Annotated in this window: 20 protein-coding genes, 1 tRNA gene and 1 pseudogene; 16 read left to right on the forward strand and 6 right to left on the reverse strand. The window is 59.5% G+C overall.

Features of this window, described 5'->3' with window-relative positions; all coding sequences use genetic code 11:
- Positions 1–67 precede the first annotated feature (67 nt).
- Complete coding sequence (locus QEV83_RS10205; RefSeq protein WP_280127649.1) at positions 68–2,131, forward strand: thioredoxin domain-containing protein; 2,064 nt, start codon at positions 68–70, stop codon at positions 2,129–2,131.
- Positions 2,132–2,466: 335 nt separating this feature from the next.
- On the opposite strand, the gene QEV83_RS10210 is transcribed toward QEV83_RS10205, so the two are convergent.
- Both QEV83_RS10210 and QEV83_RS10215 read right to left on the reverse strand, forming a co-directional pair.
- Positions 2,467–3,027 carry a hypothetical protein gene (locus QEV83_RS10210; protein WP_280127650.1) on the reverse strand — a complete coding sequence of 187 codons (561 nt, stop codon included), beginning with the start codon at positions 3,025–3,027 and terminating at the stop codon, positions 2,467–2,469.
- 238 nt (positions 3,028–3,265) lie between these two features.
- Entirely contained in the window at positions 3,266–3,781 is a 516-nt protein-coding gene (locus QEV83_RS10215) for a hypothetical protein (RefSeq protein WP_280127651.1), read from the reverse strand.
- A gap of 376 nt (positions 3,782–4,157) precedes the next feature.
- On the opposite strand from QEV83_RS10215, the gene QEV83_RS10220 reads away from it, so the two are divergent.
- Positions 4,158–5,447, forward strand: a complete 1,290-nt coding sequence (locus tag QEV83_RS10220) for a hypothetical protein (protein WP_280127652.1) — start codon at positions 4,158–4,160, stop codon at positions 5,445–5,447.
- Positions 5,448–5,492: 45 nt separating this feature from the next.
- On the opposite strand, the gene QEV83_RS10225 is transcribed toward QEV83_RS10220, so the two are convergent.
- On the reverse strand, positions 5,493–6,380 hold the full coding sequence (locus QEV83_RS10225; RefSeq protein WP_280127653.1) for a branched-chain amino acid aminotransferase: 888 nt from the start codon (positions 6,378–6,380) through the stop codon (positions 5,493–5,495).
- 224 nt (positions 6,381–6,604) lie between these two features.
- On the opposite strand from QEV83_RS10225, the gene QEV83_RS10230 reads away from it, so the two are divergent.
- From QEV83_RS10230 to QEV83_RS10255, 6 genes are all read left to right on the forward strand, one after another.
- Positions 6,605–7,165 (forward strand): MarR family transcriptional regulator, encoded by a 561-nt coding sequence (locus QEV83_RS10230; RefSeq protein ID WP_280127654.1) that lies wholly within the window; start codon positions 6,605–6,607, stop codon positions 7,163–7,165.
- Positions 7,144–7,908: a response regulator gene (locus tag QEV83_RS10235; RefSeq protein WP_280127655.1), complete on the forward strand. Its 765-nt coding sequence runs from the start codon at positions 7,144–7,146 to the stop codon at positions 7,906–7,908. Before QEV83_RS10230 ends, QEV83_RS10235 begins: the two co-directional genes overlap by 22 nt.
- A gap of 19 nt (positions 7,909–7,927) precedes the next feature.
- A complete protein-coding gene (locus QEV83_RS10240) occupies positions 7,928–9,295 on the forward strand; it encodes an ATP-binding protein (RefSeq protein WP_280127656.1) in 1,368 nt (455 codons plus the stop codon).
- Between the two features lie 93 nt (positions 9,296–9,388).
- The gene (locus tag QEV83_RS10245) at positions 9,389–9,820 is read left to right on the forward strand and encodes a CopG family transcriptional regulator (protein WP_280127657.1); all 432 of its coding nucleotides are present in this window, start codon (positions 9,389–9,391) and stop codon (positions 9,818–9,820) included.
- A gap of 38 nt (positions 9,821–9,858) precedes the next feature.
- The gene (locus QEV83_RS10250) at positions 9,859–11,088 is read left to right on the forward strand and encodes a PHB depolymerase family esterase (protein ID WP_280127658.1); all 1,230 of its coding nucleotides are present in this window, start codon (positions 9,859–9,861) and stop codon (positions 11,086–11,088) included.
- Positions 11,089–11,456: 368 nt separating this feature from the next.
- Positions 11,457–11,921, forward strand: a complete 465-nt coding sequence (locus QEV83_RS10255) for a CreA family protein (protein ID WP_280127659.1) — start codon at positions 11,457–11,459, stop codon at positions 11,919–11,921.
- Positions 11,922–11,927: 6 nt separating this feature from the next.
- Here the strand turns inward: QEV83_RS10255 and QEV83_RS10260 are convergent, their stop codons facing one another.
- Together QEV83_RS10260 and ftsE are read right to left on the reverse strand one after the other, a co-directional pair.
- Positions 11,928–12,833 carry an ABC transporter permease gene (locus QEV83_RS10260; protein WP_280127660.1) on the reverse strand — a complete coding sequence of 302 codons (906 nt, stop codon included), beginning with the start codon at positions 12,831–12,833 and terminating at the stop codon, positions 11,928–11,930.
- Positions 12,834–12,919: 86 nt separating this feature from the next.
- Positions 12,920–13,582: a cell division ATP-binding protein FtsE gene (gene ftsE / locus QEV83_RS10265; protein ID WP_280127661.1), complete on the reverse strand. Its 663-nt coding sequence runs from the start codon at positions 13,580–13,582 to the stop codon at positions 12,920–12,922.
- A gap of 368 nt (positions 13,583–13,950) precedes the next feature.
- Between ftsE and QEV83_RS10270 the strand changes: the two genes are divergently transcribed.
- From QEV83_RS10270 to QEV83_RS10295, 6 genes are all read left to right on the forward strand, one after another.
- Positions 13,951–15,447 (forward strand): NAD(P)/FAD-dependent oxidoreductase, encoded by a 1,497-nt coding sequence (locus QEV83_RS10270; protein ID WP_280127662.1) that lies wholly within the window; start codon positions 13,951–13,953, stop codon positions 15,445–15,447.
- Positions 15,374–17,347, forward strand: coding sequence for a hypothetical protein (locus tag QEV83_RS10275; protein WP_280127663.1), 1,974 nt, complete (start codon positions 15,374–15,376; stop codon positions 17,345–17,347). Before QEV83_RS10270 ends, QEV83_RS10275 begins: the two co-directional genes overlap by 74 nt.
- A gap of 148 nt (positions 17,348–17,495) precedes the next feature.
- Positions 17,496–18,815: a selenium-binding protein SBP56-related protein gene (locus QEV83_RS10280; RefSeq protein ID WP_348273215.1), complete on the forward strand. Its 1,320-nt coding sequence runs from the start codon at positions 17,496–17,498 to the stop codon at positions 18,813–18,815.
- Positions 18,815–19,513, forward strand: coding sequence for an SCO family protein (locus QEV83_RS10285; RefSeq protein ID WP_280131019.1), 699 nt, complete (start codon positions 18,815–18,817; stop codon positions 19,511–19,513). Before QEV83_RS10280 ends, QEV83_RS10285 begins: the two co-directional genes overlap by 1 nt.
- 127 nt (positions 19,514–19,640) lie before the next feature.
- Positions 19,641–19,717, forward strand: a tRNA-Met gene (locus QEV83_RS10290).
- Between the two features lie 89 nt (positions 19,718–19,806).
- The gene (locus QEV83_RS10295) at positions 19,807–20,775 is read left to right on the forward strand and encodes a site-specific integrase (RefSeq protein ID WP_280127664.1); all 969 of its coding nucleotides are present in this window, start codon (positions 19,807–19,809) and stop codon (positions 20,773–20,775) included.
- Between the two features lie 95 nt (positions 20,776–20,870).
- On the opposite strand, the gene QEV83_RS10300 is transcribed toward QEV83_RS10295, so the two are convergent.
- Positions 20,871–21,140, reverse strand: coding sequence for a hypothetical protein (locus QEV83_RS10300; protein ID WP_280127665.1), 270 nt, complete (start codon positions 21,138–21,140; stop codon positions 20,871–20,873).
- 165 nt (positions 21,141–21,305) lie between these two features.
- Here QEV83_RS10300 and QEV83_RS10305 point away from each other — a divergent pair, with 165 nt between their 5' ends.
- Both QEV83_RS10305 and QEV83_RS10310 read left to right on the forward strand, forming a co-directional pair.
- Complete coding sequence (locus QEV83_RS10305) at positions 21,306–21,866, forward strand: cytochrome P460 family protein (protein WP_280127666.1); 561 nt, start codon at positions 21,306–21,308, stop codon at positions 21,864–21,866.
- Positions 21,867–21,996: 130 nt separating this feature from the next.
- Positions 21,997–22,287: pseudogene (locus tag QEV83_RS10310) on the forward strand (DJ-1/PfpI family protein); the annotation flags it as partial.
- Positions 22,288–22,336 lie beyond the last annotated feature (49 nt).

Below are 22,336 nucleotides of genomic sequence, written 5' to 3' on the forward strand. Positions count from 1 at the left end.
ACACCCGCACAACTTTTGCATTGATACGGACTTGCGCCTCCCTGCCTCGAACCAAGGCCAAACCCTCATGTCGGCAAATGGACACAACGAACTTGGGCAAGCCGCGAGCCCGTATCTTTTGCAGCATGCCAACAATCCAGTGCATTGGCGGATGTGGGGCGAGGCGGCGCTCACGGAAGCGCAAGCCTCGAACAAACCCATCCTGCTGTCCGTCGGCTACGCGGCCTGCCATTGGTGCCATGTGATGGCGCATGAGAGTTTCGAGGACGTGCCGACCGCCGCCGTCATGAACGAGCTTTTCGTGAATATCAAAGTTGATCGCGAGGAGCGGCCGGACATCGATCACATTTATATGTCGGCGCTGCATGCGCTTGGTGAGCGCGGCGGCTGGCCGTTGACGATGTTTTTGACGCCTGAAGGCGAGCCCTTTTGGGGCGGCACGTATTTTCCGAAGGACTCCAACTACGGCAGGCCCTCTTTCGTCAGCGTCTTGAAGACGGTTGCCGAGGCGTTCCGCAAGGAGCCCGCGCGGATCAAGCAAAATACCGAAGCGATCGGCCGCGCCCTCTCCAGGGTGGCGCCGGGCGGCGGCGATGGGGTTCTGGGTCTTTCGCAATTGGACGCCCTCGCGCCGCAGATCGTCCCGATCATCGATACGGTTGCGGGCGGCTTGAATGGGGCGCCGAAATTTCCCAATACGCCCATCCTCGAACTGCTCTGGCGTGCGGGTGGCCGGCTGGGGAAGGAGCCTTATCGCGATCTCGTCAAATTGACCCTGACGAATATGTCGGAAGGCGGCATTTACGATCACCTCGGCGGCGGCTATGCCCGCTATTCGACGGATGTGCAATGGCTCGTGCCGCATTTCGAGAAAATGCTCTACGACAATGCGCAGATCCTCGAAATGCTGGCACTCTGCCATCATGAATATGGCGGCGAACTTTTCCGGGCGCGGGCGCAAGACACTGTGGGCTGGCTAGCGCGCGAGATGACCAATCCAGAGGGCGCGTTTTGCGCCAGCATCGATGCCGACAGCGAAGGCATCGAAGGCAAGTTTTATGTCTGGACCTATGGCGAAATCGCCGCGCTGCTGGGGCCGGAGGACGCCGCATTTTTTGGTAAATTCTACGATGCCAATAGGTTTGGCAATTGGGACGACGAGGCGCATGGCGGCCACGCGATCATCCTCAACCGGCTCGACACTCCAAAACCTTCTTTGGAGGAAGAAGCGCGGCTGGTGCCGTTGCGCGCGAAACTTTTCGCGGCACGTAAGAAGCGCATCAGGCCTGGCCTCGACGACAAAATTCTCGCCGATTGGAATGGGCTGATGATCGCTGCCCTCGTTCATGCCGCGACGCTATTTGATGAACCCGAATGGATCGCGCTCGCCGCGCGGTCCTATGCGTTCATCGTTGACAATATGCAATATACCGATGCGCAAGGAAACCGGCGCCTCGCTCATTCGTGGCGCGCCGGCGTGCTTGTGAAGCCGGGTCTTGCGCTCGATCATGCCGCGATGATGGGCGCCGCGCTCGCGCTGCATGAAGCGCGCAATTTCGGGCCGTCGCTTACTCGTGATTATCTCGCCGATGCGATTGGCTGGGCGGAGGCGATGGAGGTCTATCATCGCGATCCGGCCAGCGGGTTCCTCGCCATGTCCGCCAATGACGCGGGCGATGTCATCCTGCGGCTCGCCCCGACATCGGATGACGCGATCCCCAACGCGCATCCTCTCTATTTGGCCGCGCTCATCCGGCTCACGGGTCTCACGGGCGATGAACGCTGGCTGGCGCGGGCCGATGCACTTTTCGCTGCCCTGAGCGCGGCGGTGCGGGGCAATCTGGTCAGCCACGCCGGCATCTTGAACGCACTCGATTTCCGGCTGCGCGCCAAGGAAATCGTCACAGCTGGGCCGCAGCGGAAGCAGCTTTACGAGGCGGCGCTTGGTGTGCCCTTTACCGCGCGCATGGTGATGGACATCGAGGGGGTGGAGGAAGTGCCGCAAACCCATCCTGCTCATGCGCAAGTAAAACTGGCGGGCGAGGCGGCGGCGTTCGTCTGCTCCGGCGGCACGTGTTCCTTGCCGGTGCGGGACGCCGAGGCATTGCTGGCGAATATTGGTTATGCTTAACTGCCCATCGCAGGTCCGGACCAAGCCGCCCCGTTCAGAAAAACCGGACCGCAGCGCGGAACCGCGCGTCCAATAAGCTGGGAGGATTCAATTTTATGTCTGGTTTTTTTGCAATGGTCGTGGGGAATATAGTAAATTTTGTGGCGTATATTTCGCATCTGGCAATCTTGATTTTCCGAAACTTCGTCTTTTTCGTATTTATAGTTGCATTTTTCTACGGCATTTACCGGCTGATCCGGGTCGGTTTCGACAAGCTCCGGGGACTGCGGATGCCGCCAAGCCCCCCAGAGCCACGGGATGGCATGAAAAACGGCGAATAGATTTCTCGGTCCAGCTCAGGCCTGGCGTTCCCGTGGGGTCCCCTGTGGCCGTGGTGCCGCGGGCTTACCGAGACCGGCGAAGACGCCCATGCGATGGATCAGGTAGAGCGCCGCGAAGGCGGCGAAATTGATCGCCAAAATCCGCCGCACGATGGCCGGCGTGAAATTCGAGAGGCCACTCCCAAAGGCAAGCGAAATCGCGACGAGCGAACCTTCATAAACGGCAAAGGCCGCCAAAAAGGCGAAGGCTCCGCCTGCCAGCGGAACCCGGCCCTTGACCCATTGCGCGGCAAGCGTCGATACCAGCGCAACGGCGCCGAGCGCGGCCCCCCAGGCGAATGTGCTTGGGTCCAAGGGGTAATGCAGAACGGTAAAGCCGGCGATTTGATTGGTGAGCCACACCGCGCCGACAAGCAGGAGCGCATCGCGGCGGCTGAGGGTCAGGGCAGCGAGTGCCGCGAAAGCAGCGAGCGGCAGAGCGCAAGCAAAGCCCAGGCTGAAGACGACACTGGCCAGAACCAGCAAGGCGATCCAGAGGGGCGTGCGCCACGCGGGAGCAGGGGAGTGCTCAGCCATCATCTCTCCTTGTACGAGGAAGAGATGATTATGCACCGGCGCGCCACCCCTGACTAGGGCATTGTCATCAAAATGTTGCGAATGATTTTGGATTTTCCCCAGGCGCTTGTCCGTTGCGCGGTGGCGCCCGGGGTCGAAAAGGGGCATTAGCAACGCCGCAACGCCCCACTGGCGTGATCTCCACGACGATGGCGATCCCCGAAGAAGCTGAGAAAAGCGCGGCTCGCGGTGGCTGCCTTTATAAAATGATTTGGAACGAAAGCAGCCGGCAACGCCAATCGAAGCCAACATTTGGCGCGGCGGCTCCATCTGGTTTCCATGTGAACACCGTTATTTGCAAATCGCTGAAAGAACCTGGAAAGCTCGGATTTGCGACCAGCGCATGTGTCATGGTCGCGTAGCACGGCGCCGCCGAATTCGGCGTTACCACGACGCTGACCGGCTCCGCGAAAGAATTGATAGTGCTGCAAATGAAATCACTGAGAAGGAATACCCGCGTTCCATCGGCGCCGGTTGAAGAGCGGCTGCTGACATCGAGCAGGCTTGCCGGAAGTCCGCTGGCTTGCACGCAGCTCTTGCTGGGAAAGAAAATGCTCCGCGACATCACGGTGCCGTCTTCGGCGGTCGAAAGGCTGACGCGGAAAAACAATGGAAACAGCTGCTCTGGGCTTGCATCTATTTTCTGGCCGGAAATAGATTCGAGCTGCTTCTTGAGATCAGTGAGGTCCTTCGACAGTTTGGCGTCGATTTCCATGTGATCCTCCCAACGTGGCATATCCAAGATTCCCGACGGCTGCCGAGTGTGAGTTGCCACATGTCAAGACACAACCACAATCCTCGTTATCGCGCGCCCCCTTTTCATGGGACGCCAGTGTACTTCGTCGCCGCTATAATTTCCTTGATGTGTTCCCGAACGAACGCGCGCCACGACATCCTCTTCGCTCCAAAATAACCTGCTGGTTCTGTGAGCCAAGGCGTCGCAACATCGCGTGGCTCCTCCATCTCCATCGAGCCTATCAGCGCCGGCGGCGGCCCCTGAACAGGGGTCGCGCGGCCGCGAGTGCTGTGCTGAAACTGCTGGCGCGCGACGATAGCCGCGCCAACAGAAACGGCTTGAGGAGGAGCCCATCATGACCGCGATCGCAAAAACGATGTCTGCAATTCCGTGCTGCCCGGATATGAGCCCGGACAACGCCTGCGACGTTCTCGATTTTCACTACCGTCTCAATTACCCGGTGCGGCTGCTGGACGTAAGCCAGGTCACGATACCCGTCGAAGTGAAGCTGCACTTCCGGCTTACGAGGTGCCCCGGCCCCCTTGCCCTCGGAAATCTTCTTTACACAACGACATTGCTGCCAGGCGAGAAGGTGAAGCTCTTCACTTCCGACCGCCGGACTAAATTTACGTTCGACAGCGATTCCGGGGTCAGTTACCGCAACACGCAAAGTTCGGAAGAGTCGTTCTACATGCAGCAGATGAGCGATTCCCTGTTCGACACTTCCGCGCGCGATTCGGGAAACTCCAGCAACCAGTCGCATGCCCATGTCGATGGCCACGGCGATGCGGGGGTCGACGTTCTCGGTCTTGGCGGGTCAGCCAATATGAGCGGGAATTTCGATTCCAACTCGCTGTCCACATATCTCAATGAGCACAGCAGCCATGCACAATCCTCCCATAACGCCACGGAGATGGGCACGCGTAAAGCCGCCAGCGTATCGGTCGGAGAGGTTCAAAGCCGCACCCACACGCAGACGGAATCGGAAGACCATTTCGAATCCTCGTCACGGGAATTCACCAATCCGAACAAATGTCACGCGGTGACGTTCCTCTTCTATCAGATCAACAAGACGCAGACGGTGAACTACAAGCTCGAAGCGATCGAGCGCAGGGTGATCCTCGATCCGGCCAATGATTTCACCAAGGTCGCACTGAACCCCATCACCGCGAGCGACGGTGTTTCCCGCACATCGCTCGGCCTGCTCGCCACCGATCCCAAGGTCCGCTTCAACAGTATGAACACTGCGACGGGAAGCGTGGCGCTCGTCCAAGGTCCGGGAGGCGTGAATTTTCCGGGCCGCGAGCTGCTTCAGATCAATCTGCGGGCCCTCGCCCTCAAGCAGGTGGATAAGGAACTGACCGAGGCGGGACTGCTCGGCCCCGACGGAAAGATCTCTCCGACAGCCCAGGAGAGCTTCGGGTTTCAGTCACAAAAATCCTCGCTTCCAACTCCCGGTATCCTGGTCAAGGGCTGTCTCGACGAATGCTCCGTCTGCGAGCCGAACCTCGAAAAAGACATCGAACTCGATCTTAAACGGAAGGAGTTGGAGAACGACTTGCTGAAGCGCAAGATCGACCTGCTCGACAAATCGCAAGAGTACCGCTGCTGCCCTGGGGAGACGATCCCCTGTACGCCCGCGTAACGGGCCAGCTGACAAGCAACGCAAGGCTGGCGATTATTCCCCAGCCTACGCCGCCTGCTGCTTCGGCCGCACTTCGGCGGTATAATCGTCGATCATGGCGCGGGAGATGGCGCTGGGCGTGAATTTATACGGCCCGGCCTCAGACACTGGCGTGACTTCGGCGCCGGTGCCGCAGATGAAACATTCCTCAAACCCGGTCAGTTCCCCGGGCATGATGCGGCGCTCGATCACCTCGATGCCGCGCTTTTTGGCGAGACCAATGACGGTGCGCCGGGTGATGCCATCGAGAAAACAATCGGCGATGGGCGTGTGGATGACGCCGTTCACGGTAAAGAAAATATTGGCGCCGGTGCATTCGGCGACCCGCCCCTGCCAATCGAGCATCATGGCATCGGCATAGCCGCGCCGCTCGGCCCGATGCTTTGAAATGGTGCAGATCATATAGAGCCCGGCGGCCTTCGCCCGGCAGGGCGCGGTCAGCGGATCGGGCCGCCGGTAATCGGCGATATCGAGCCGAATGCCCTTCATTTTCTGTTCGACGTCGAACATGCTCGGCCAGTCCCAGACCGCGATGGCGACATGGATCGTCGAATTCTGTGCCGCGACCGCCATCATTTCGCTGCCGCGCCAGGCGACCGGGCGGACATAGCAATTTTGCAGATTGTTTTTGTCGACGACGAGCTGCTTTGCTCGGTCCAATTCGGCCGCGGAAAAGGGAATTTCGAAATCGAGCAATTGTGCCGAGGTCAAGAACCGTTCCGAATGTTCCGTCGATTTGAAGATCCGCCCGCCATAGGCGCGCTCGCCCTCGAAGACGCAGGAAGCATAATGAAGGCCATGCGAGAGAACATGCAGCGTGGCGTCCTTCCAGGCGACAAGGTTGCCGTTCATCCAGATAAAGCCGTCGCGCTGGTCAAAAGGCAACACGGACATCGGACACTCCTGAGCTATAAGTGCCGGGGCTTAAAGTTCATGCTTCAAGTCCAGGGCTTAGGTTCGGCTTGCGCGGAAACATGCGCCGGTCATAATGAAGCTCATATAGCGAGGGGACGACAATAAAAATAAGGACCGGCTCGAAAAATCGCCAGGGGAGGTGGACTTGACGTATAAGGAACGACCTGAAATATGTCAACAATGCTGACGTAAAGGCGGCTCGCATGGTTCTGATGGCGCAAAGCGAGGCTACCGCGGCAAAGCTGCCGCAACGGTCCTTCGGCGCTGCGCCTCCGGCGGATGGCGCGCCGATGTATGATTTGATCGAACTTATGTTTTTCGCCTATCGTGATTTCGTCGGCGATGCCGATCATCTGCTCGCCGCCTTGGGCTTCGGCCGGGCGCATCATCGGGTCTTGCATTTTGTTTCCCGGCGGCCTGGCCTTACCATCGCGGAACTCTTGGACATTTTGAAAATTACCAAGCAGAGTCTGAACCGGGTGCTCAAGGAACTGCTGGATCAGGATTATGTCGAAGCCCGCCGGGGGGTCACGGACCGCCGTCAGCGCCAGCTCTATCCGACGCATCGCGGCGAGGCTCTCGCTTTCGAGGTCGCCGATGTGCAGTCGAAACGGTTTGCCACGGTTTTCGCCAAACTGCCGGAAGGGACCCGGCCGCAGGCGATCGCATTTCTTCTGGCGATGGTCGATGCGGACGCGCGCGACAAGGTTGCCGCGATGACCGGCGCCAGTCCCGCCGCCCCATGCTCTGGGCCGGACCGGTGAACCCGCCCCTCCCAGGATCATCGGATATCTCGCAGGCGGCGCCGGCCGACGACGCGGCGCATTTGCTGATCGTCGACGACGACCGCCGCATCCGCGCGCTTTTGTCCCGGATGCTGAGCGAGGAAGGCTATCGCGTCACGGCCGCCGCCGACGCCGAGGACGCCATGGCGCGCCTCAAGAATCTGTCGTTCGACCTGATCGTCCTCGATGTCATGATGCCGGGCGAGGATGGTTTCGCTTTCGCGGCGCGGCTGCGGGCGGCCGGACCCGATCTCGCGCGGGTGCCCATTTTGATGCTGACCGCTCGCAGCGAGCCGGATGACCGGGTGCGCGGTCTCGAGACGGGGGCCGATGATTATCTGGGCAAGCCTTGCGAGCCGCGCGAACTCAGCTTGCGGATCGCCTCGATTTTGCGGCGGGCGCCGCCGCGCGCGATCGCGGGGCCGCCGGCGGCGGTGCGGTTCGGCGATTTCAGCTTCGATCTTGGCCGCGGCGAACTGCGCCAGCGCGACGACATCATCCGCCTGACCGAGCGCGAGCGCGAGATGCTGCGGCTTCTCGCGGAGCACGCGGGCGAAACCGTCGCCCGGGAAGCTCTCGCGGGATCGGGCGGCGCCGCCAATGAGCGGACCGTCGATGTGCAGGTCAACCGGCTGCGCCGCAAGATCGAGCGCGATCCCGCCAATCCGCTGTATTTGCAAACCGCGCGGGGCGCGGGCTACCGCTTGCTGGTCGATCGCTAAATCATCAGGGGACGCGCGTTTGAGCCTTTCCCTCCCCGTTTCCTTCACGCAGCCGCGCTCCTGGTGGCGGGGGCTTTGGCGCAGGCTCTCGATGCTCCTTCCCAAGGGCCTTTACGCGCGCGCGCTTCTCATTGTCATCGTGCCGATGGTGATCCTCCAATGCGTGCTCACCTATGTGTTCATGGAACGTCATTGGCAGCGCATCACCATGCGTCTTTCCACCGCCTTGACGCATGAGATCGCGGCAATCGCCGATCTGCATCATGCCTATCCCGGCGTCAAGAACGACGACCTGCTGGCCCGGATCGCCCAGCAGCGGTTGAACATCGATATCGAGTTTTTGCCCAAGGGGCCGCTGCCGCCGGCGTTGCCAAGACCTTTCTTTTCGATCATCGATGCGGCTTTGTCGAACGAGATCAAACGCCAGATCGGCAAACCGTTCTGGCTCGACACGGTGGGCCGGTCGAACTTCATCGAGATTAGAATTGCGCTGAACGATTCGATCCTGCGAGTCGTCGCCGAGCGCAGCGCCGCCTATGCCTCGAATTCCTATATTTTCATTTTGTGGATGATCGGCACGTCATTTGTGTTGATCGTGGTGGCGATTGTCTTCCTCGGCAATCAGATCAAGCCGATTCTCCTACTCGCCGGGGCGGCGGAGGCTTTTGGCAAGGGCCGCGACCTTGACTTCACGCCACGCGGGGCGCGCGAAGTCCGCCAGGCGGGATATGCCTTCATCGAGATGAAGCGGCGTATCGAGCGCGCCTTCGAGCAGCGCACCACCATGCTGAACGGCGTCAGCCACGATCTGCGCACCATCCTCATGCGGTTCAAGCTTTCGCTGGCCTTGATGCGGCAGACCGAGGAGACGCGGGATCTGCAAAAGGACGTCGATGAAATGCAGCGCATGCTGGAGGCCTATCTTGCCTTTGCGCGGGGCGATGCCGGCGAAAGCGCGGAGGAAATCGATATCGAGGAGTTTTTGGAGGATTTGCGCCTTGACGCCGAGCGGGCGGGGTTTGATACCAAGATTGCGTTTTCGGGCAATCCGGTCGTGACGTTGCGGCCCAATGCGTTCAAGCGCTGTCTTGCCAATCTCATCAGCAATGCGCAAAGCCATGCCAAACATATTTCGATCGAGTCGGCGCGCGATCAGCGGTTTCTGACGGTTCATGTCGATGACGATGGGCCCGGCATTCCGGCCAGCCAGCGCGAAGAGGTGTTTCGGCCGTTTTTCCGTCTCGACAGTGCCCGCAACCAGAATCAGGGCGGCACCGGTTTAGGGCTCGCGATCGCCCGCGATATCGCGCGCTCGCACGGCGGTGATATTGGGCTTGCCGACAGTCCGTCCGGGGGCCTGCGGGCGACTGTACGGGTGCCGGTCTAACAGTCCTTATTATGTGCCGGCGCATGCTTCCCGCACTACCGACCCCTTGCATTCCGGGTCTGGCCATCCATATACCATCTGTCTGGATGGTGTATGGAGGTTGCTTTGACTGGAACTGTGCATCGGCTTCGCGACAAAGCGACTGAAAGTGAGAAGATCACGATCAACCTTGGCTATATCGACCTCGGCCATATCGATTTGCTCGTCCAGGAGGGTTTTTATTCCAACCGGACCGACCTGATCCGGACGGCGATCCGCAACCAAATTGCAACGCACGCGGATGTCGTAAAAAAATCAATCCTTCGACATACCCTTGAGCTTGGCATGCGGTTCTATAGCCGCACGGACCTGGAAACCATCCAGGCCAGCGGCAGCAAGCTCAACATCCAGGTCATTGGCCTCGTGACGATCGCCGCCGACGTCACACCGGACCTCGCGCTGGCAGCCATCGAGTCGATCACCGTGCTGGGCGCGCTTCAGGCCAGCGATCCCGTCAAAGCGGCGCTGGCGGATCGAATCCACTGAAGACCGGGGCAAAGCGTTTCAAGCAAGGGAACTGACCCATGAAAACCATTTTCAACATGGCGATGCGCAAAGCCACGAAACTCGCGAAAAGCCAGCATGTGATCGAGGCAACACGGGTCATTCAGCACGCCCTCGGAGGACTGAACCGGGGCCATCCTGCCGCCGAACGGGGGGATGCGGATTTCCCGGAGAAACATCGTGACCTTGGTGGGCGTCCCGAGCCAGCCGCGGCCTTGCATGCGGGAACGGCACGCCCCCCGCAAGCGCCAGACCACGCAAAACCCCCGGGGGAAGTGCTGACTTCTTTGCAACGGGTCAATCGCCTGCCGCCCGCCGGCAAGCCGTTCGGCAAACCCGCGATTTCGCCGCCCGTCCCCGCCGGTGCGCGCTATGAAAGCAAGACATTCAGTTGCGCGGCAGGTGCCCGGGACTACAAAGTTTATGTCCCGGCGGCCGCACACCGGGACAAGCGCCCATTGCTCGTGATGCTGCACGGCTGCACCCAGAATCCCGACGATTTTGCGCTGGGGACGGGCATGAACATCCTTGCTGAAGAGCACGGTTTCATCGCCGCCTATCCGGGACAGACGGCGGCGGCCAATCCTTCCGTCTGCTGGAACTGGTTCAATCTCAAGGACCAGCACCGCGGTGAAGGGGAACCCGTGATCATCGCAGGCATTACACAGGCCATGATTTCCGATTATGGCATCGACCCCCGGCGCGTCTATGTCGCCGGTCTCTCGGCGGGAGGCGCCATGGCGCTCGTCATGGCGATCAGCTATCCCGAGCTTTATGCGGCGGCCGGAGTTCACTCGGGGCTGCCTTACGGGCTCGCCAGAGATCTGCCCTCGGCGTTCGCGGCGATGCAAGGCCAGCCGATGCCCTTGCACACGGGATCAGGCAAAGCGCGGAAAAAGCATCCACAGCCAAATGTCAGGACGATTGTCTTTCACGGCGACAGCGATCATACGGTTTCTCCCTCGAACGGCCAATTGATCGTCGCGCAAGCACGTGCGAGCCTTCGCAACTCGACCCAAGAGTCACAGCTGGGCCGCTCGGGGAACCGCGCATACACGCGAACCGTGATCAAGGACGAGCGCGGCACCATTCATCTGGAACATTGGGCCATCACGGGATTGGCGCATGCTTGGTCTGGGGGACGGCCGGAAGGCTCCTACACGGATCCGCATGGACCTGATGCGTCGCGCGAAATGCTGCGGTTTTTCTTATCTGACGGGAAAGCCAAAGATTCGCTCCCACTCATGTGAAGAGATTGCCGCTGCGTCTGCTAAGGGCATCTTTGGAGGCGGAACGAAAGCCTCTGTCGCGAGTTAAGGGCGCTTACCGGCAGAGAGGGTTGGACGTGAAATCTGTTTTCATTGTTTTGACAAGTCTTGCGGCTACGTCTCCAAGACTATCCGCGAAATTTATTTTGATCCCTAAACTCTTGTGATCTCGGCGGCGGATACAAAAGTAGAGGACGTGCCGGTCAAGACGGTTGATTTCAAACGTGGATCGAAGGCCAGCAAGGCAGTTCGCTTCGTATGTCTCATTGGCGAGAAGGGCTAAGTTCTGTTGACCTTCTTCACGGCTAAGTCATCGAGTGGCACTCGCCACCCTAGAATGGAGATTGATTTTGAAACTGGCTAGTATAGCGGCACTCCTCTCCATCGCGGTCCCGGCTGTGGCGGCTGCTGACCAGCTGACCTGCGTCAGCACGACATTCAATTTGCTCTCGCCCAACGATAAGGTCTGCGTCTCGGATTTTGACGATCCAAGGGTCGCGGGTGTGACCTGCCACATCTCCCAGGCCCGGACCGGCGGATGGGGCCAGCCGCTTGGTCTCAATGAAGATCCCTCCAACTTCGCGATAGCCTGCCGGCAAGTTGGCCCTATCAATGTCGATCTGTCGAAATTGACGGATGACGAGGAGGTGTTCAGCGAGAAAACCAGCATCATCTTCAAGGCGACCCGCGTGTACCGCGTGCTCGACCAAAAGCACAACACGCTGGTTTATGTCGCGGTGAGTTCGAGGCTGGTGAACGGTTCGCCTGCCAACAGCATCAGCACCGTTCCCATCATGCCTTGGCCAACGAAGTAAAACGCTTCAACTCAATCCCCGCAAATGCCGGTAGACGATGACGCGGGACACGAAGCCGGTGACGATCGCGATACCCGCCGCAATGAGCGCGATCGCGCCGTAGATATTCCAGCCCAGCGAAAAATCGCCGAACATCGCCTCCAGCTGCTCTCCGCCGGGGGATGTTCGCAGCCAGGAGGCGATCAGCCCTGAGCCGAGGAAAGTGAGAATTGCAAGGCCGCCGCCAATGGCACCGCCGCGCAATCCTAGCCGGAAGAAATGCCGCTGGAACTGACGCGAAATATAACCATCCTCAGCGCCAACGAAATGCAAAACCTCGATGATCTCGCGATTGCCCGCCATCGTGCCTTGCGTCGCAAAGCCCACCGCCAGGATCATTGCGGCAAGGACAAGCGCGAAGATCACCGCCGCGATAAAGACGACGCTTCTTGCCATGATGGCGAGACGCTTGAGCCACACTCTGTGGTCATCGATGCTCGATCCGGGAATCGAATCCGCCAGTTTCTTGCGCAGGACCGCGATATCCAGGCGTTCCTCTTTGTCGAGGCCGACGATGACAAGGCGCGGCACCGGCAGTTCGGACAGATCGAGGCCGGTGCCAAGCCAGGGCTGCAACAACTCCTCGGCTTCCGCCTTGCTGTAGGCGCGGACCGAGGCAACCCCCGGCGTCTTGCGTGCGAGTTCGACGGCCTTGTTTGTGTCGGCATCGAGATCGCGGCCAGGCGCCGGGCGGATTTGGATGGTCATTTCGCGCGCGACTTCGTCTTGCCAGCCGCGCGAGGAATCGCTGATCAGCATCGCTGCCCCGGCGGTGAGCGAGGCCAGAAAGGTCATGATGGCGACGACGGTCACCAGCGCGCGGCCAGCGATGGACGCCGCCGGCACGAGCGCCATGTCACCTCGGCGTCCCATGTTGCCGCTCTTGTCCGAACGCCTCACGTTCCACGCCGCTGCTTGCATTCGCCGGATTGCCTCCGGGAAAAAACTCATCGCCAGCCTCAATCATAAATGTGAAGGCGGCCGTCGCCAAGCACGAGCCGCCTGGCGCCGTCGAACTGATCCATCAAGGCAAGATCATGGGTCGCGATCACGACGGAGGTTCCCGATTTGTGGAGTTCGGTGAACAGCCGCAGGAGTCTGCGCGCCAAACTGGGATCGACATTTCCTGTTGGCTCGTCGGCGAGCAGAAGCTCCGGCCGCACGATCAGGGCGCGGGCGATCGCGGCGCGCTGCTTCTCGCCGCCCGATAGCACCGGCGGCAAAATATGCATGCGCTCGCCAAGACCGACCCATTGCAAAAGCTCCGTCACCTCGGCCCGGTAGCTCACTTCCTCCTTGCCGCGCACCCGCAGCGGCAGGGCGACATTTTCATAGGTCGTCAGATGGTCGAGTAGCCGGAAATCCTGAAACACGACGCCGATCCGCCGCCTCAATCCGGTGATTGCGGTTTTGTCGAGGGCCAAGGCGTCCGTGCCAAACAGGGCGATGGCGCCGCGCGTCGGCCGCAAGGACAAAAGGATCAGCCGCAACAGCGTCGTCTTGCCGGCGCCAGAAGGGCCAGTCAGGAACTGAAAGGACTGAGGCCCGATGACGAAGCTGATATCCTTCAGGATTTCCGCCCCCATCCCGTAGCGCAGGCCAACATTCTCAAAACGTACCAAGAAGACCTCGCTCGCGGCGCCCGGTGTTTCGCTCCCGGATTGTTGCTTTATTCAAGACAAATTAAAGCGAAATTTCGAGCAGCACAGCGGAGGGGCGTCAATATCCCCCAGTATTCCAGACTGCCGGGGCCAAGAGGTCTGTCTGGATAGGTGCTCAGAACGATGCCTCGCCCGTGCCGATCGACTAACAGCGCCTTACCGGATTGACCGGGTTTCTCCCGCGAGAATAAATGAATCATAAGCATACCAAATATATCTGCGTTTTGTTGCGGCAAATTGATGTTGAATAGACTTGTACTGACTCAAATAGCCCGGACTTAAACTTAAACTGGTCTCTTCCGTGTTGAAATTTCAGCACGGAGGGCAGGTTGGAGACGATCGATACTTTGATCATTGGAGCTGGCCCGGCCGGGCTGACCACCGCCTATACTCTCGCCAAGGCCGGACATGGCGTGGTCGTCATCGAGCAGGACAAACACTATGTCGGCGGCATCAGCCGGACCGTCTCCTACAAAGGCTTCCTCTTCGATATCGGCGGACACCGGTTCTTTTCAAAATCGCGCGAAGTGGTGGCGCTGTGGGATGAGATCCTGCCGGATGATTTCCTCGTGCGGCCGCGGCTCTCGCGCATCTATTACGCAGGAAAATTCTACGCCTATCCCTTGAGGGCGTTCGAGGCCTTGCGCAATCTGGGCCTTGCGCAAAGCGTGGCCTGTCTTGCCTCCTATGCCTATGCCCGCGCCTTTCCGGTCCGCGATCCCAAGACATTCCATCAATGGATGCGCAATGAATTCGGCGAGCGGCTGTATGCGATCTTTTTCATGACCTACACCGAAAAGGTGTGGGGCATGGATTGCGACGCCATCTCGGCGGATTGGGCAGCCCAGCGAATCAAGGGGCTCAATTTGTTCAAGGCGCTCGCCGATGGCCTCCGGCGCTCCTTGCGGTTGAAGCCGCGCGGCGATGGCGGTGGCGGCGTCAAAAGTTTGATCGAATCCTTCCGTTATCCGCGCCGGGGCCCGGGCATGATGTGGGAGGCCGCCGCGAGCAAAATTCGCGGGTTCGGCAGCCGCATTCTGATGGATCGAAAGTTCGAAAAACTGAGCTTCGACGCCGAGCGGCAAATTTGGACGGTGGACACGGTGAGCGGCGATGGCACACGCGAAGCTATAGAGGCCCGCAACATCGTCTCCTCGGCGCCTATTGCCGAACTGCTTGCCGGGCTTAGTCCGGCGCCGCTCACTTTGCTGCATGCGCGGGAGCTGAAATACCGGGATTTCCTGACCGTCGTGCTGATCGGTCAAACACCGCCCACCTGGCCCGACAATTGGATTTACATTCACGATCCAAAGGTCAAGGCCGGCCGGGTGCAAAACTTCCGCTCGTGGTCGCCGGAGATGATTCCGGATGAAACCTCAACATGTCTGGGGCTCGAATATTTTTGCCATGAGGATGACGCGCTATGGGCGATGCCCGATTGCGAGCTGATCGCGCTTGCCAAGCAGGAGATTTCGCAGATCGGCTTGATGGCAAGCGAGGAGGTCGTCGATGCGTGTGTCGTCCGGCAAAAGAAGGCCTATCCCGTTTATGACGAGACCTATCTTGAAAATGTGCGGATGATCCGGTTCGAGCTTGCGAGCCGCTTTCCGGCCCTTCATCTTGTTGGCCGCAACGGCATGCACAAATACAACAATCAAGATCATGCGATGATGACCGGCATGCTGACCGCCGCGAATATTTTGGCGGGACGTCCGCTTTACGATGTGTGGGCTGTCAACGAGGACGCCGAATATGGGGAAGCTGGCTTTTCCGGTGCGAAGGATGCCCTTGCCAGTACCAGACTCGTGCCGCAAAAAGTGGCGTGAGAGCATCGCGGGCGTTCATGTCCGGTATTCGCCGGTTGCGCTGATCGCTTTCCTTGTCTTTGTCCTGAGTCGTCCCTATCGCGGGATCATTCAGGACGCCCATATTTACATGGGCCGGGCGCTCGCCGATCTCGATCCAAACGGGGTTGGCCGCGATTTGATGTTCGTCCATGACGGACAATTCGGCTTCAGCCTGTTCCGCATCGTGGCGGACGCAATGGTGTGGTGCCTCGGTCTTGCGGCGGCGGCGAAATCGCTGGCGATCCTGGCAGCGTTGGCGTGGTTCTTTGCCGCCCGCGCCTTCGCCCGGCAATTTGCCAGCGGAACGGCGGTTTGGGTTGCCGTGATTTTCGCGGCTCTTTTGCCCAATGCTTATGGCGCGCCCTACCCGCTGGGTTTTGCCGAATTGATCGCCATCCCGCGCCCTTTCGCCGAGGCCTTGGTGCTGGCCGGGCTCGCCGCCTTCGCGGCAAACCGCGCTGGCATTGCGCTCATGTTTATCGCGGCGGCGGCCCTTCTTCATCCGATCATGGCGCTCGCTGGATGTGCGGCCGTCCTTGCGGTTCTTGGTTGGGAAGATAAGCGCTGGTTTTGGCTTTTCGCGCTCGGTGGCGCGCTGTCGCTCTGGGCCGGCTGGCTTGGGATGCCCCTGCTGGACCGGCTGTTCATCGTGGTCGATCCCTCGTTGAAGAGCTTGCATGAATCACGAAGCCCATTTTTGTTTCCGAGCCTTTGGCCGGCGGAGAGTTTTCCGCCGCTCATCGTTCAAGCAACAAGCCTTGTCATTACGGCCCATGCCCAGCAGGGACGCCGCAGGACGATTCTCGCGGCAATTCTCGTGGTGGGTTTGGGCGGCATTGCGATGGCCGCGATGTTCGGCGATTGGTTTTCCTCGCTTCTGATCGTTCAAGCGCAGCCCTGGCGCATGGCCTGGCTGATGGCCGTTGCGGCGGCGATGGCCTTCGGTATCTGCGCGGTCGATTTGTGGCGGGCGGGTCCAAGCGCACGCATCGTGCTGGCGCTTCTGGTGCTCTGCTGGTCGTTCGAAACGCAGTTCGCGGTTGCGGGTCCCGCCGCAATGCTGGCGCTACTACTGCATTTTCGCACGGGGCGGTTCGCACCATTGGTCACGCCAAGGCGGGCCGCTACTGTTTGGATCTTTGTTCTTGGCATGAGCGCGATATGGCAGCTCCGTCTCTATGCCTATCTTTGGCACTTCGCGATGACCGTGCCGACGGGATATGGCAATCCTGAACTCGTCTTGATACGGGGTTTCCTTGTCCTTCCGCTTTGTGTCCTGACCGTGTGGTTCGCCATCGCCAAGCCGCGCATTCACCCGTTTCTCACGGGTGCAGGCATTGCCATTTTGCTGACCGCGGCCTTGGTGTTCTGGGATCATCGAACGCCCGCCCAACGCATGATGGAGGAAAGCCGCCCGCCGCCAGACATCGCGACGTTTCTCGATCAGCGCCCCGGTGAAGTGCTGTGGATCGATGGGCTAGCCGAGACGTGGTTTGTGCTCGGCCGGCCGCAATGGGCCTCTCCCCTGCAAGGCGTCCCGATTATTTTTTCAGACGTGCTTGCCGCCGAGTGGCGGCGCCGGATGCAACTCCTGATGGACATTCGGCTGGCCGACCAAAAAGGCTTCGCACCCTGGAGCGAGCCTTTGAGCGCCGACAGGGCGCGATTGTCGCAAGACAGCGTGCGCGGGCTTTGCGCGCGGCCCGACGCGCCAGCTTGGATCATCGCGCCGCTCGAACTTGGCGCACCCCCCGCGCCAGGGATCGACATGAAACGCTGGACGCTGCCTCAGCCGCAATCCCAAATGATCAAGGCCGACGGCGATTACACTTGGCGGCAAATCGATGCCTTGGGGGCGATCCTTTGCCGCAAGCCATGAAGAAACTTTTACCATAGATTAAATATAATATTGGAGGCGGCGATTCCCCATTCCCGGAGCGTGCGCTCCAAAGACCCGACCAATTTGCCTCTTTCGCGCCTCGCCCTATTTGGGATTGTTCCTGCGCCCGTCGACAAGTTGGGAGGACATGATGAAAAGTTTTGTTGGCTTCGCATGCGTAGCGGCAATCATTTCTACGGCGGCCGGGATTGCGGCGCCGCCCTCACGGGCCGATGAGACCTGCCTTTCGCCCTACACGGCGTCGCTCATCAAGGGCCAAGAGGCCTATCTGCATGTCTGGACGCTGGGAGAAAAAGGCCTCGGCGATGAATCCGACAAGCTTGTCACGATCGGCGCCGATCCCAAGTCGAGCAGCTATGGCAAGGTGATCAATAGCGTGTCGGTTGGCGGTCGCGGCGAGGCGCATCACATGGGCTTTACCGACGACCGCAAATATCTTTGGGCCGGACGCCTCGATGATTGCAAGATTTTCATCTTCGATGTCGGAACGGACCCTTCGCATCCAGCACTCGTCAAGACGATTACCGATCTCACCGGAAAGACGGGCTATATCGGCCCGCATACGTTTTATGCGATTCCCGGCCGAATGGTGATTGGCGCTTTGTCGAACGATAAGACCCGCGACGGGGTCACTGGCATAGCGGTCTACAGCAACAAGGGCGAATTTCTCTCCGCCCATCCGATCCCAGCGGACAATGGCGGCGACGGCTATGGCTATGACATCGCCATCAACCCGAAGAAAAACGTGTTTTTGACATCAAGCTTCACCGGCTGGAACAATTACATGATGGACATCGGCAAGCTGATCAAGGATGCCGAGGCGATGAAGCATTTCGGCAACACGATGGTGTTGTGGAATCTGAAATCCATGCAACCAGAAAAGATTTTGAGCGTCCCCGGCGCGCCGCTTGAAATTCGCTGGTCGCTGAAAGAGGGCGACGATTGGGCGATCACCGCCTCGGCGCTCACCTCGAAACTCTGGCTCATCAATCACGATGCCAAGGATCAATGGCAAGCAAAAGAAGTGGGCACAATCGGCGATCCCGCCAAAATTCCGCTGCCCGTCGATATTTCCATATCGGCGGATGGTACGCGCTTGTGGGTGAATACGTTCATGGATGGCACCACCCATTTGTTCGACATTTCCGACCCGGAACACCCAAAACAAATCTATGAGAAAGTCACCGGCAAGCAGGTCAATATGATTTCCCAGAGCTGGGATGGGAAACGTGTTTACATTACCTCATCGCTGTTGGAAAACTGGGATAAAAAGGGCGATGACAACGAGCAAGTTTTGCGTGCTTACGACTGGGACGGCAAGGATTTGGCGCTGAAATTCGAGGTTGATTTCTTCAAGGATAAACTCGGCCGCCCGCATCATATGAAATTTTCGGGTCAGGCCAGCAAAGCTTCGCTGGAGGTGCCGGGACGCTTGGCATCACAGTGATGAAGCGGCGCGCCCGTACCCTTGGTGTACTTTGCGCGATCGCCGCCGCTTCGACAGGATTCATCGCGGCGAGCCCGGCGCTTGCCGCGGCGGCGGACACGGGTCTAACGCTACCAGCGCCCGGAAGCTACAGGCTCGATCATATTCAGCGTGTGCCGTTTGCGATCGTGCTTGAGGGAAATAATGTTCCGCATGTGCTCTCACGCTATACGACAGGCGCGATCACCCTACTTTCGTTTTTCTACAGCACCTGCGCCGATCCCAACGGCTGTCCGCTCGCCTGGGATGCGTTCGAGCACGTACGCAAGGCGATCCTCGCGCAGCCGGATCATTATGGCCGGGTCAGGCTTGTCTTTTTGAGTTTGGACCCGGCGCATGACACACCAAGCATGCTCAAGAATTTTGCGAAGGCATACGACTCCGGTGCTGCCGTCGTGCCCTGGCATTTCCTGACCTCATATTCCTATCTGTTTTTAAACCCGGTGCTCCGCAGCATGGGCGAGGAAATTTCCGTTGACCGGAACGCCTCGGGCAGCGGCGAACGGATTTTGAACCATCTTTTGAAAGTCTTCCTGATCGACCCTCAGGGCTGGGTCCGCGAGATTTACTCGAACCAATCGCTCGACCCGGCGGCGATCCTTGGCGATATCAAGACCCTGACGCTCGAAGCCGCGGATCATGATGATCCTCTACGGTAACTGCTGGGGCCGGCTGGTTTTTCGGGCTTAGCCGAAATCCCACGGTTTTGGCCTGCCGGTCAGGCGCTTGACACCCCCAATCGGCTGCCATATCGCAGGGGCCTCGGCGCGGCCTTCGCGCCGCCGGGGCGGAGTAGCTCAGCTGGCTAGAGCAGAGGAATCATAATCCTCGTGTCGGGGGTTCGAGTCCCTCCTCCGCTACCAAATCAATATCCGCCCGCGTTCGCTTCTGTCCAGACTGCAACCGGACTTCGCGAGGCACGGGACGCACGGGAAGAGGCCAAGCGGCTCTTTTGGCCGCTGGACAAGACCCATCACTCGCCAAAAGGCTCGCCAAGGCTGCGAGGGCGACCGCGTCCGCCAACACCTTTGAAGCAATCGCCCGAGAACTCTTAGACAAGAAACGGCGCGAGGCGAAGGCCGAGGGCACTTTGGTGCAGCTTGAGTGGCGTTTGAGCCTCGCCCGGCCCGCCATCGGCGCGCGCCCTATAGCCGAGATAAAGGCGCCGGAAATCTTGAGCGTTCTCCGAAGCGTCGAATCGCGCGGCAGGCATGAAACCGCGCGGCGGCTCCACGCGACGATCGGCGAGGTTTTCCGGTACGCGGTCGCGACCGGGCGAGCCGACGCCGATCCTACCGGCGCATTGAAAGGCGCATTGACCGCGCTGACTGTTCAACATCGCGCCGCCATTATCGAGCCTAAGGCGTTCGGGGGGCTTCTCCGCGCCATCGAGACATATGAGGGCGCGCCAGAGACCAGATCAGCGCTCGAACTTCTCGCCCTAACCTTCGTCCGCCCCGGCGAGCTTCGCGCGGCAGAATGGGCGGAATTCGATCTGGGCGCGGGTGTCTGGTCTATCCCAGGTGAAAAAACGAAGATGAAGCGCGCGCACCGCGTTCCGCTCGCCCCGCCCGCCGTCGCCATCTTGCGGAACCTCCAGACGATTACGGGCCATGGAAAGTTCCTTTTCCCGTCTATCCGCTCGGCTTCGCGCTGCATGAGCGAGAACACGATCAATGCTGCGCTTCGTCGTCTCGGCTTCGACAAGGACGAAATGACCGGCCATGGTTTTCGGTCGGCCGCGTCCTCGATGCTGAACGAAAGTGGCCTATGGAACGCCGACGCCATCGAGCGGCAACTCGCGCATGTCGATAACGATAGCGCCCGCCGTGGGACAACGATTCGATCGCGAGCGCCGCTGCCGTTTGGCAAATTTGTAGCCATTGACAAATCTATTCTTGTAAGAGCATTTTCACTTTAACGTGATTTAGTTAAGCGGTTGGAGGTCAGCAATGTCATTGCGCGCACGCTCATCCACTACTCTCGCAGCCGCCCTCTCTTTCATTGCCCTCATCGCTAGAGCATCACCTCTATCGCCGCAGCGACGAGCCACCATGGAAGCGCGGGCGGCAAGGATCTGAGCGTCGCATAGGCGCCAACAAGCGCCCCAACTGAATTGAGAAGATTGTATGCGGCCGTCACAGCTGCCGCCAGCCCGCGTTGCACGGTGCCAATCAGCGCCACGGCGATATTGAGGTCGAGAGAGGTCGACCTCATCACCGAAGGATCGAGACCGGCCAGTCCCATCAAAGCGAGATAGCCGGACGCCGCCCATGGCTTCCGCATCACGCTGCATATGCTACACTATGTGTTAGTCCAGAGTTCCCCGGCGAAACGCCGAAATAAGAAGCTTAGTTCACGTGGTCTGCATCGAACCAATTGTTCGACCCATTCGACCAGTTTTGCAAATGGCGCCGAGAAGGTTCTCAACTTTAGATGTGGAGGCTAATCATGTCGCCCATTTCGACAGTCTCTGTACTGATGAGTAAAAACATCCCGGCTGTTGTGACCATGGGTATATTGCTCGCCGGCTTGAGCAGCATGGCCCTTGCGACCCAGGACAAGTATACTGTGCAAGTGCCGAGTGGGCTCGCATTCTCCGAGTTCAGGGGATACGAAGCCTGGCAGACTGTCGCCGTCAGTCAGAGCGGAGATCTGATTGAGGTCATCCTCGCCAATCCCGTCATGATCGACGCCTACCTGGCCGGCGTTCCCAACAACGGCAGGAATTTTCCCGATGGCTCCAAGATGGCGAAGATCCATTGGAAAACGAAAAAGAGCACGGAGGCCCCCGCTCCGACGACGGTGCCGGATACCCTGCATGACATCGATTTCATGGTGAAGGACAGCAAGAGGTTTCCGGACACTGGCGCATGGGGATACGCCCAGTTTAACTATGCCGCCGCCTCCGATGCGTTTACGCCCGAAGGGAGGGGCACCAATTGCGGCTACACGTGCCATACGATCGTAAAGGCAAAGGATTACGTTTTCACGGCCTACGGAAAGAGGTGAACGGGAATAAGCTGCTTCATGGATAAGATTGGCCTCATCATCGATGGCACGAGCAACATCACAGCCCGAAGACAGATCAGATCAGTCTTACCTGATGCCATTGACTGGTATGGGAAACCATCACCGAAGGCTCGCATCTCCGAAAGGCGGCCGCCTGCCACTCGACCCTAAGAGCAACGAACCCGAGTTCCTCACCGACCTTACGCTTCGATTTGAGAAGGACGCAGCCGCGGAAGCGCAGCTCGACACGACCGTCCGCCTCGACAACGTCAGGCAAGAAGACTTCGACACGGTCTTCTATCTGGGTGGCCATGGCCCGATGTGGGATCTTGCCGAAGACAAGCACTCCATTGAACTGATCGAGTCTTTCCTCGCCGCTGGCAAACCGATCGGCATCGTATGCCACTCCACTGGGGCGTTGCATCACGCTCAAGAACCGAGGGCGCGTGCGGTGACGATGAGTTGAAGAT

Origin of the sequence: Methylocapsa sp. D3K7, assembly GCF_029855125.1 — a bacterium.
In the GTDB taxonomy this organism is placed as follows: domain Bacteria; phylum Pseudomonadota; class Alphaproteobacteria; order Rhizobiales; family Beijerinckiaceae; genus Methylocapsa.

Coding starts and splice junctions, on each gene's coding strand:
- QEV83_RS10205 (WP_280127649.1), top strand. CDS start 68: ATGTCGGCAAATGGACACAACGAACTTGGGCAAGCCGCGAGCCCGTAT.
- QEV83_RS10210 (WP_280127650.1), bottom strand. CDS start 3,027: ATGGCTGAGCACTCCCCTGCTCCCGCGTGGCGCACGCCCCTCTGGATC.
- QEV83_RS10215 (WP_280127651.1), bottom strand. CDS start 3,781: ATGGAAATCGACGCCAAACTGTCGAAGGACCTCACTGATCTCAAGAAG.
- QEV83_RS10220 (WP_280127652.1), top strand. CDS start 4,158: ATGACCGCGATCGCAAAAACGATGTCTGCAATTCCGTGCTGCCCGGAT.
- QEV83_RS10225 (WP_280127653.1), bottom strand. CDS start 6,380: ATGTCCGTGTTGCCTTTTGACCAGCGCGACGGCTTTATCTGGATGAAC.
- QEV83_RS10230 (WP_280127654.1), top strand. CDS start 6,605: ATGGTTCTGATGGCGCAAAGCGAGGCTACCGCGGCAAAGCTGCCGCAA.
- QEV83_RS10235 (WP_280127655.1), top strand. CDS start 7,144: ATGCTCTGGGCCGGACCGGTGAACCCGCCCCTCCCAGGATCATCGGAT.
- QEV83_RS10245 (WP_280127657.1), top strand. CDS start 9,389: ATGGAGGTTGCTTTGACTGGAACTGTGCATCGGCTTCGCGACAAAGCG.
- QEV83_RS10250 (WP_280127658.1), top strand. CDS start 9,859: ATGAAAACCATTTTCAACATGGCGATGCGCAAAGCCACGAAACTCGCG.
- QEV83_RS10260 (WP_280127660.1), bottom strand. CDS start 12,833: ATGGGACGCCGAGGTGACATGGCGCTCGTGCCGGCGGCGTCCATCGCT.
- QEV83_RS10275 (WP_280127663.1), top strand. CDS start 15,374: ATGGGGAAGCTGGCTTTTCCGGTGCGAAGGATGCCCTTGCCAGTACCA.
- QEV83_RS10280 (WP_348273215.1), top strand. CDS start 17,496: ATGATGAAAAGTTTTGTTGGCTTCGCATGCGTAGCGGCAATCATTTCT.
- QEV83_RS10285 (WP_280131019.1), top strand. CDS start 18,815: ATGAAGCGGCGCGCCCGTACCCTTGGTGTACTTTGCGCGATCGCCGCC.
- QEV83_RS10300 (WP_280127665.1), bottom strand. CDS start 21,140: ATGCGGAAGCCATGGGCGGCGTCCGGCTATCTCGCTTTGATGGGACTG.
- QEV83_RS10305 (WP_280127666.1), top strand. CDS start 21,306: ATGTCGCCCATTTCGACAGTCTCTGTACTGATGAGTAAAAACATCCCG.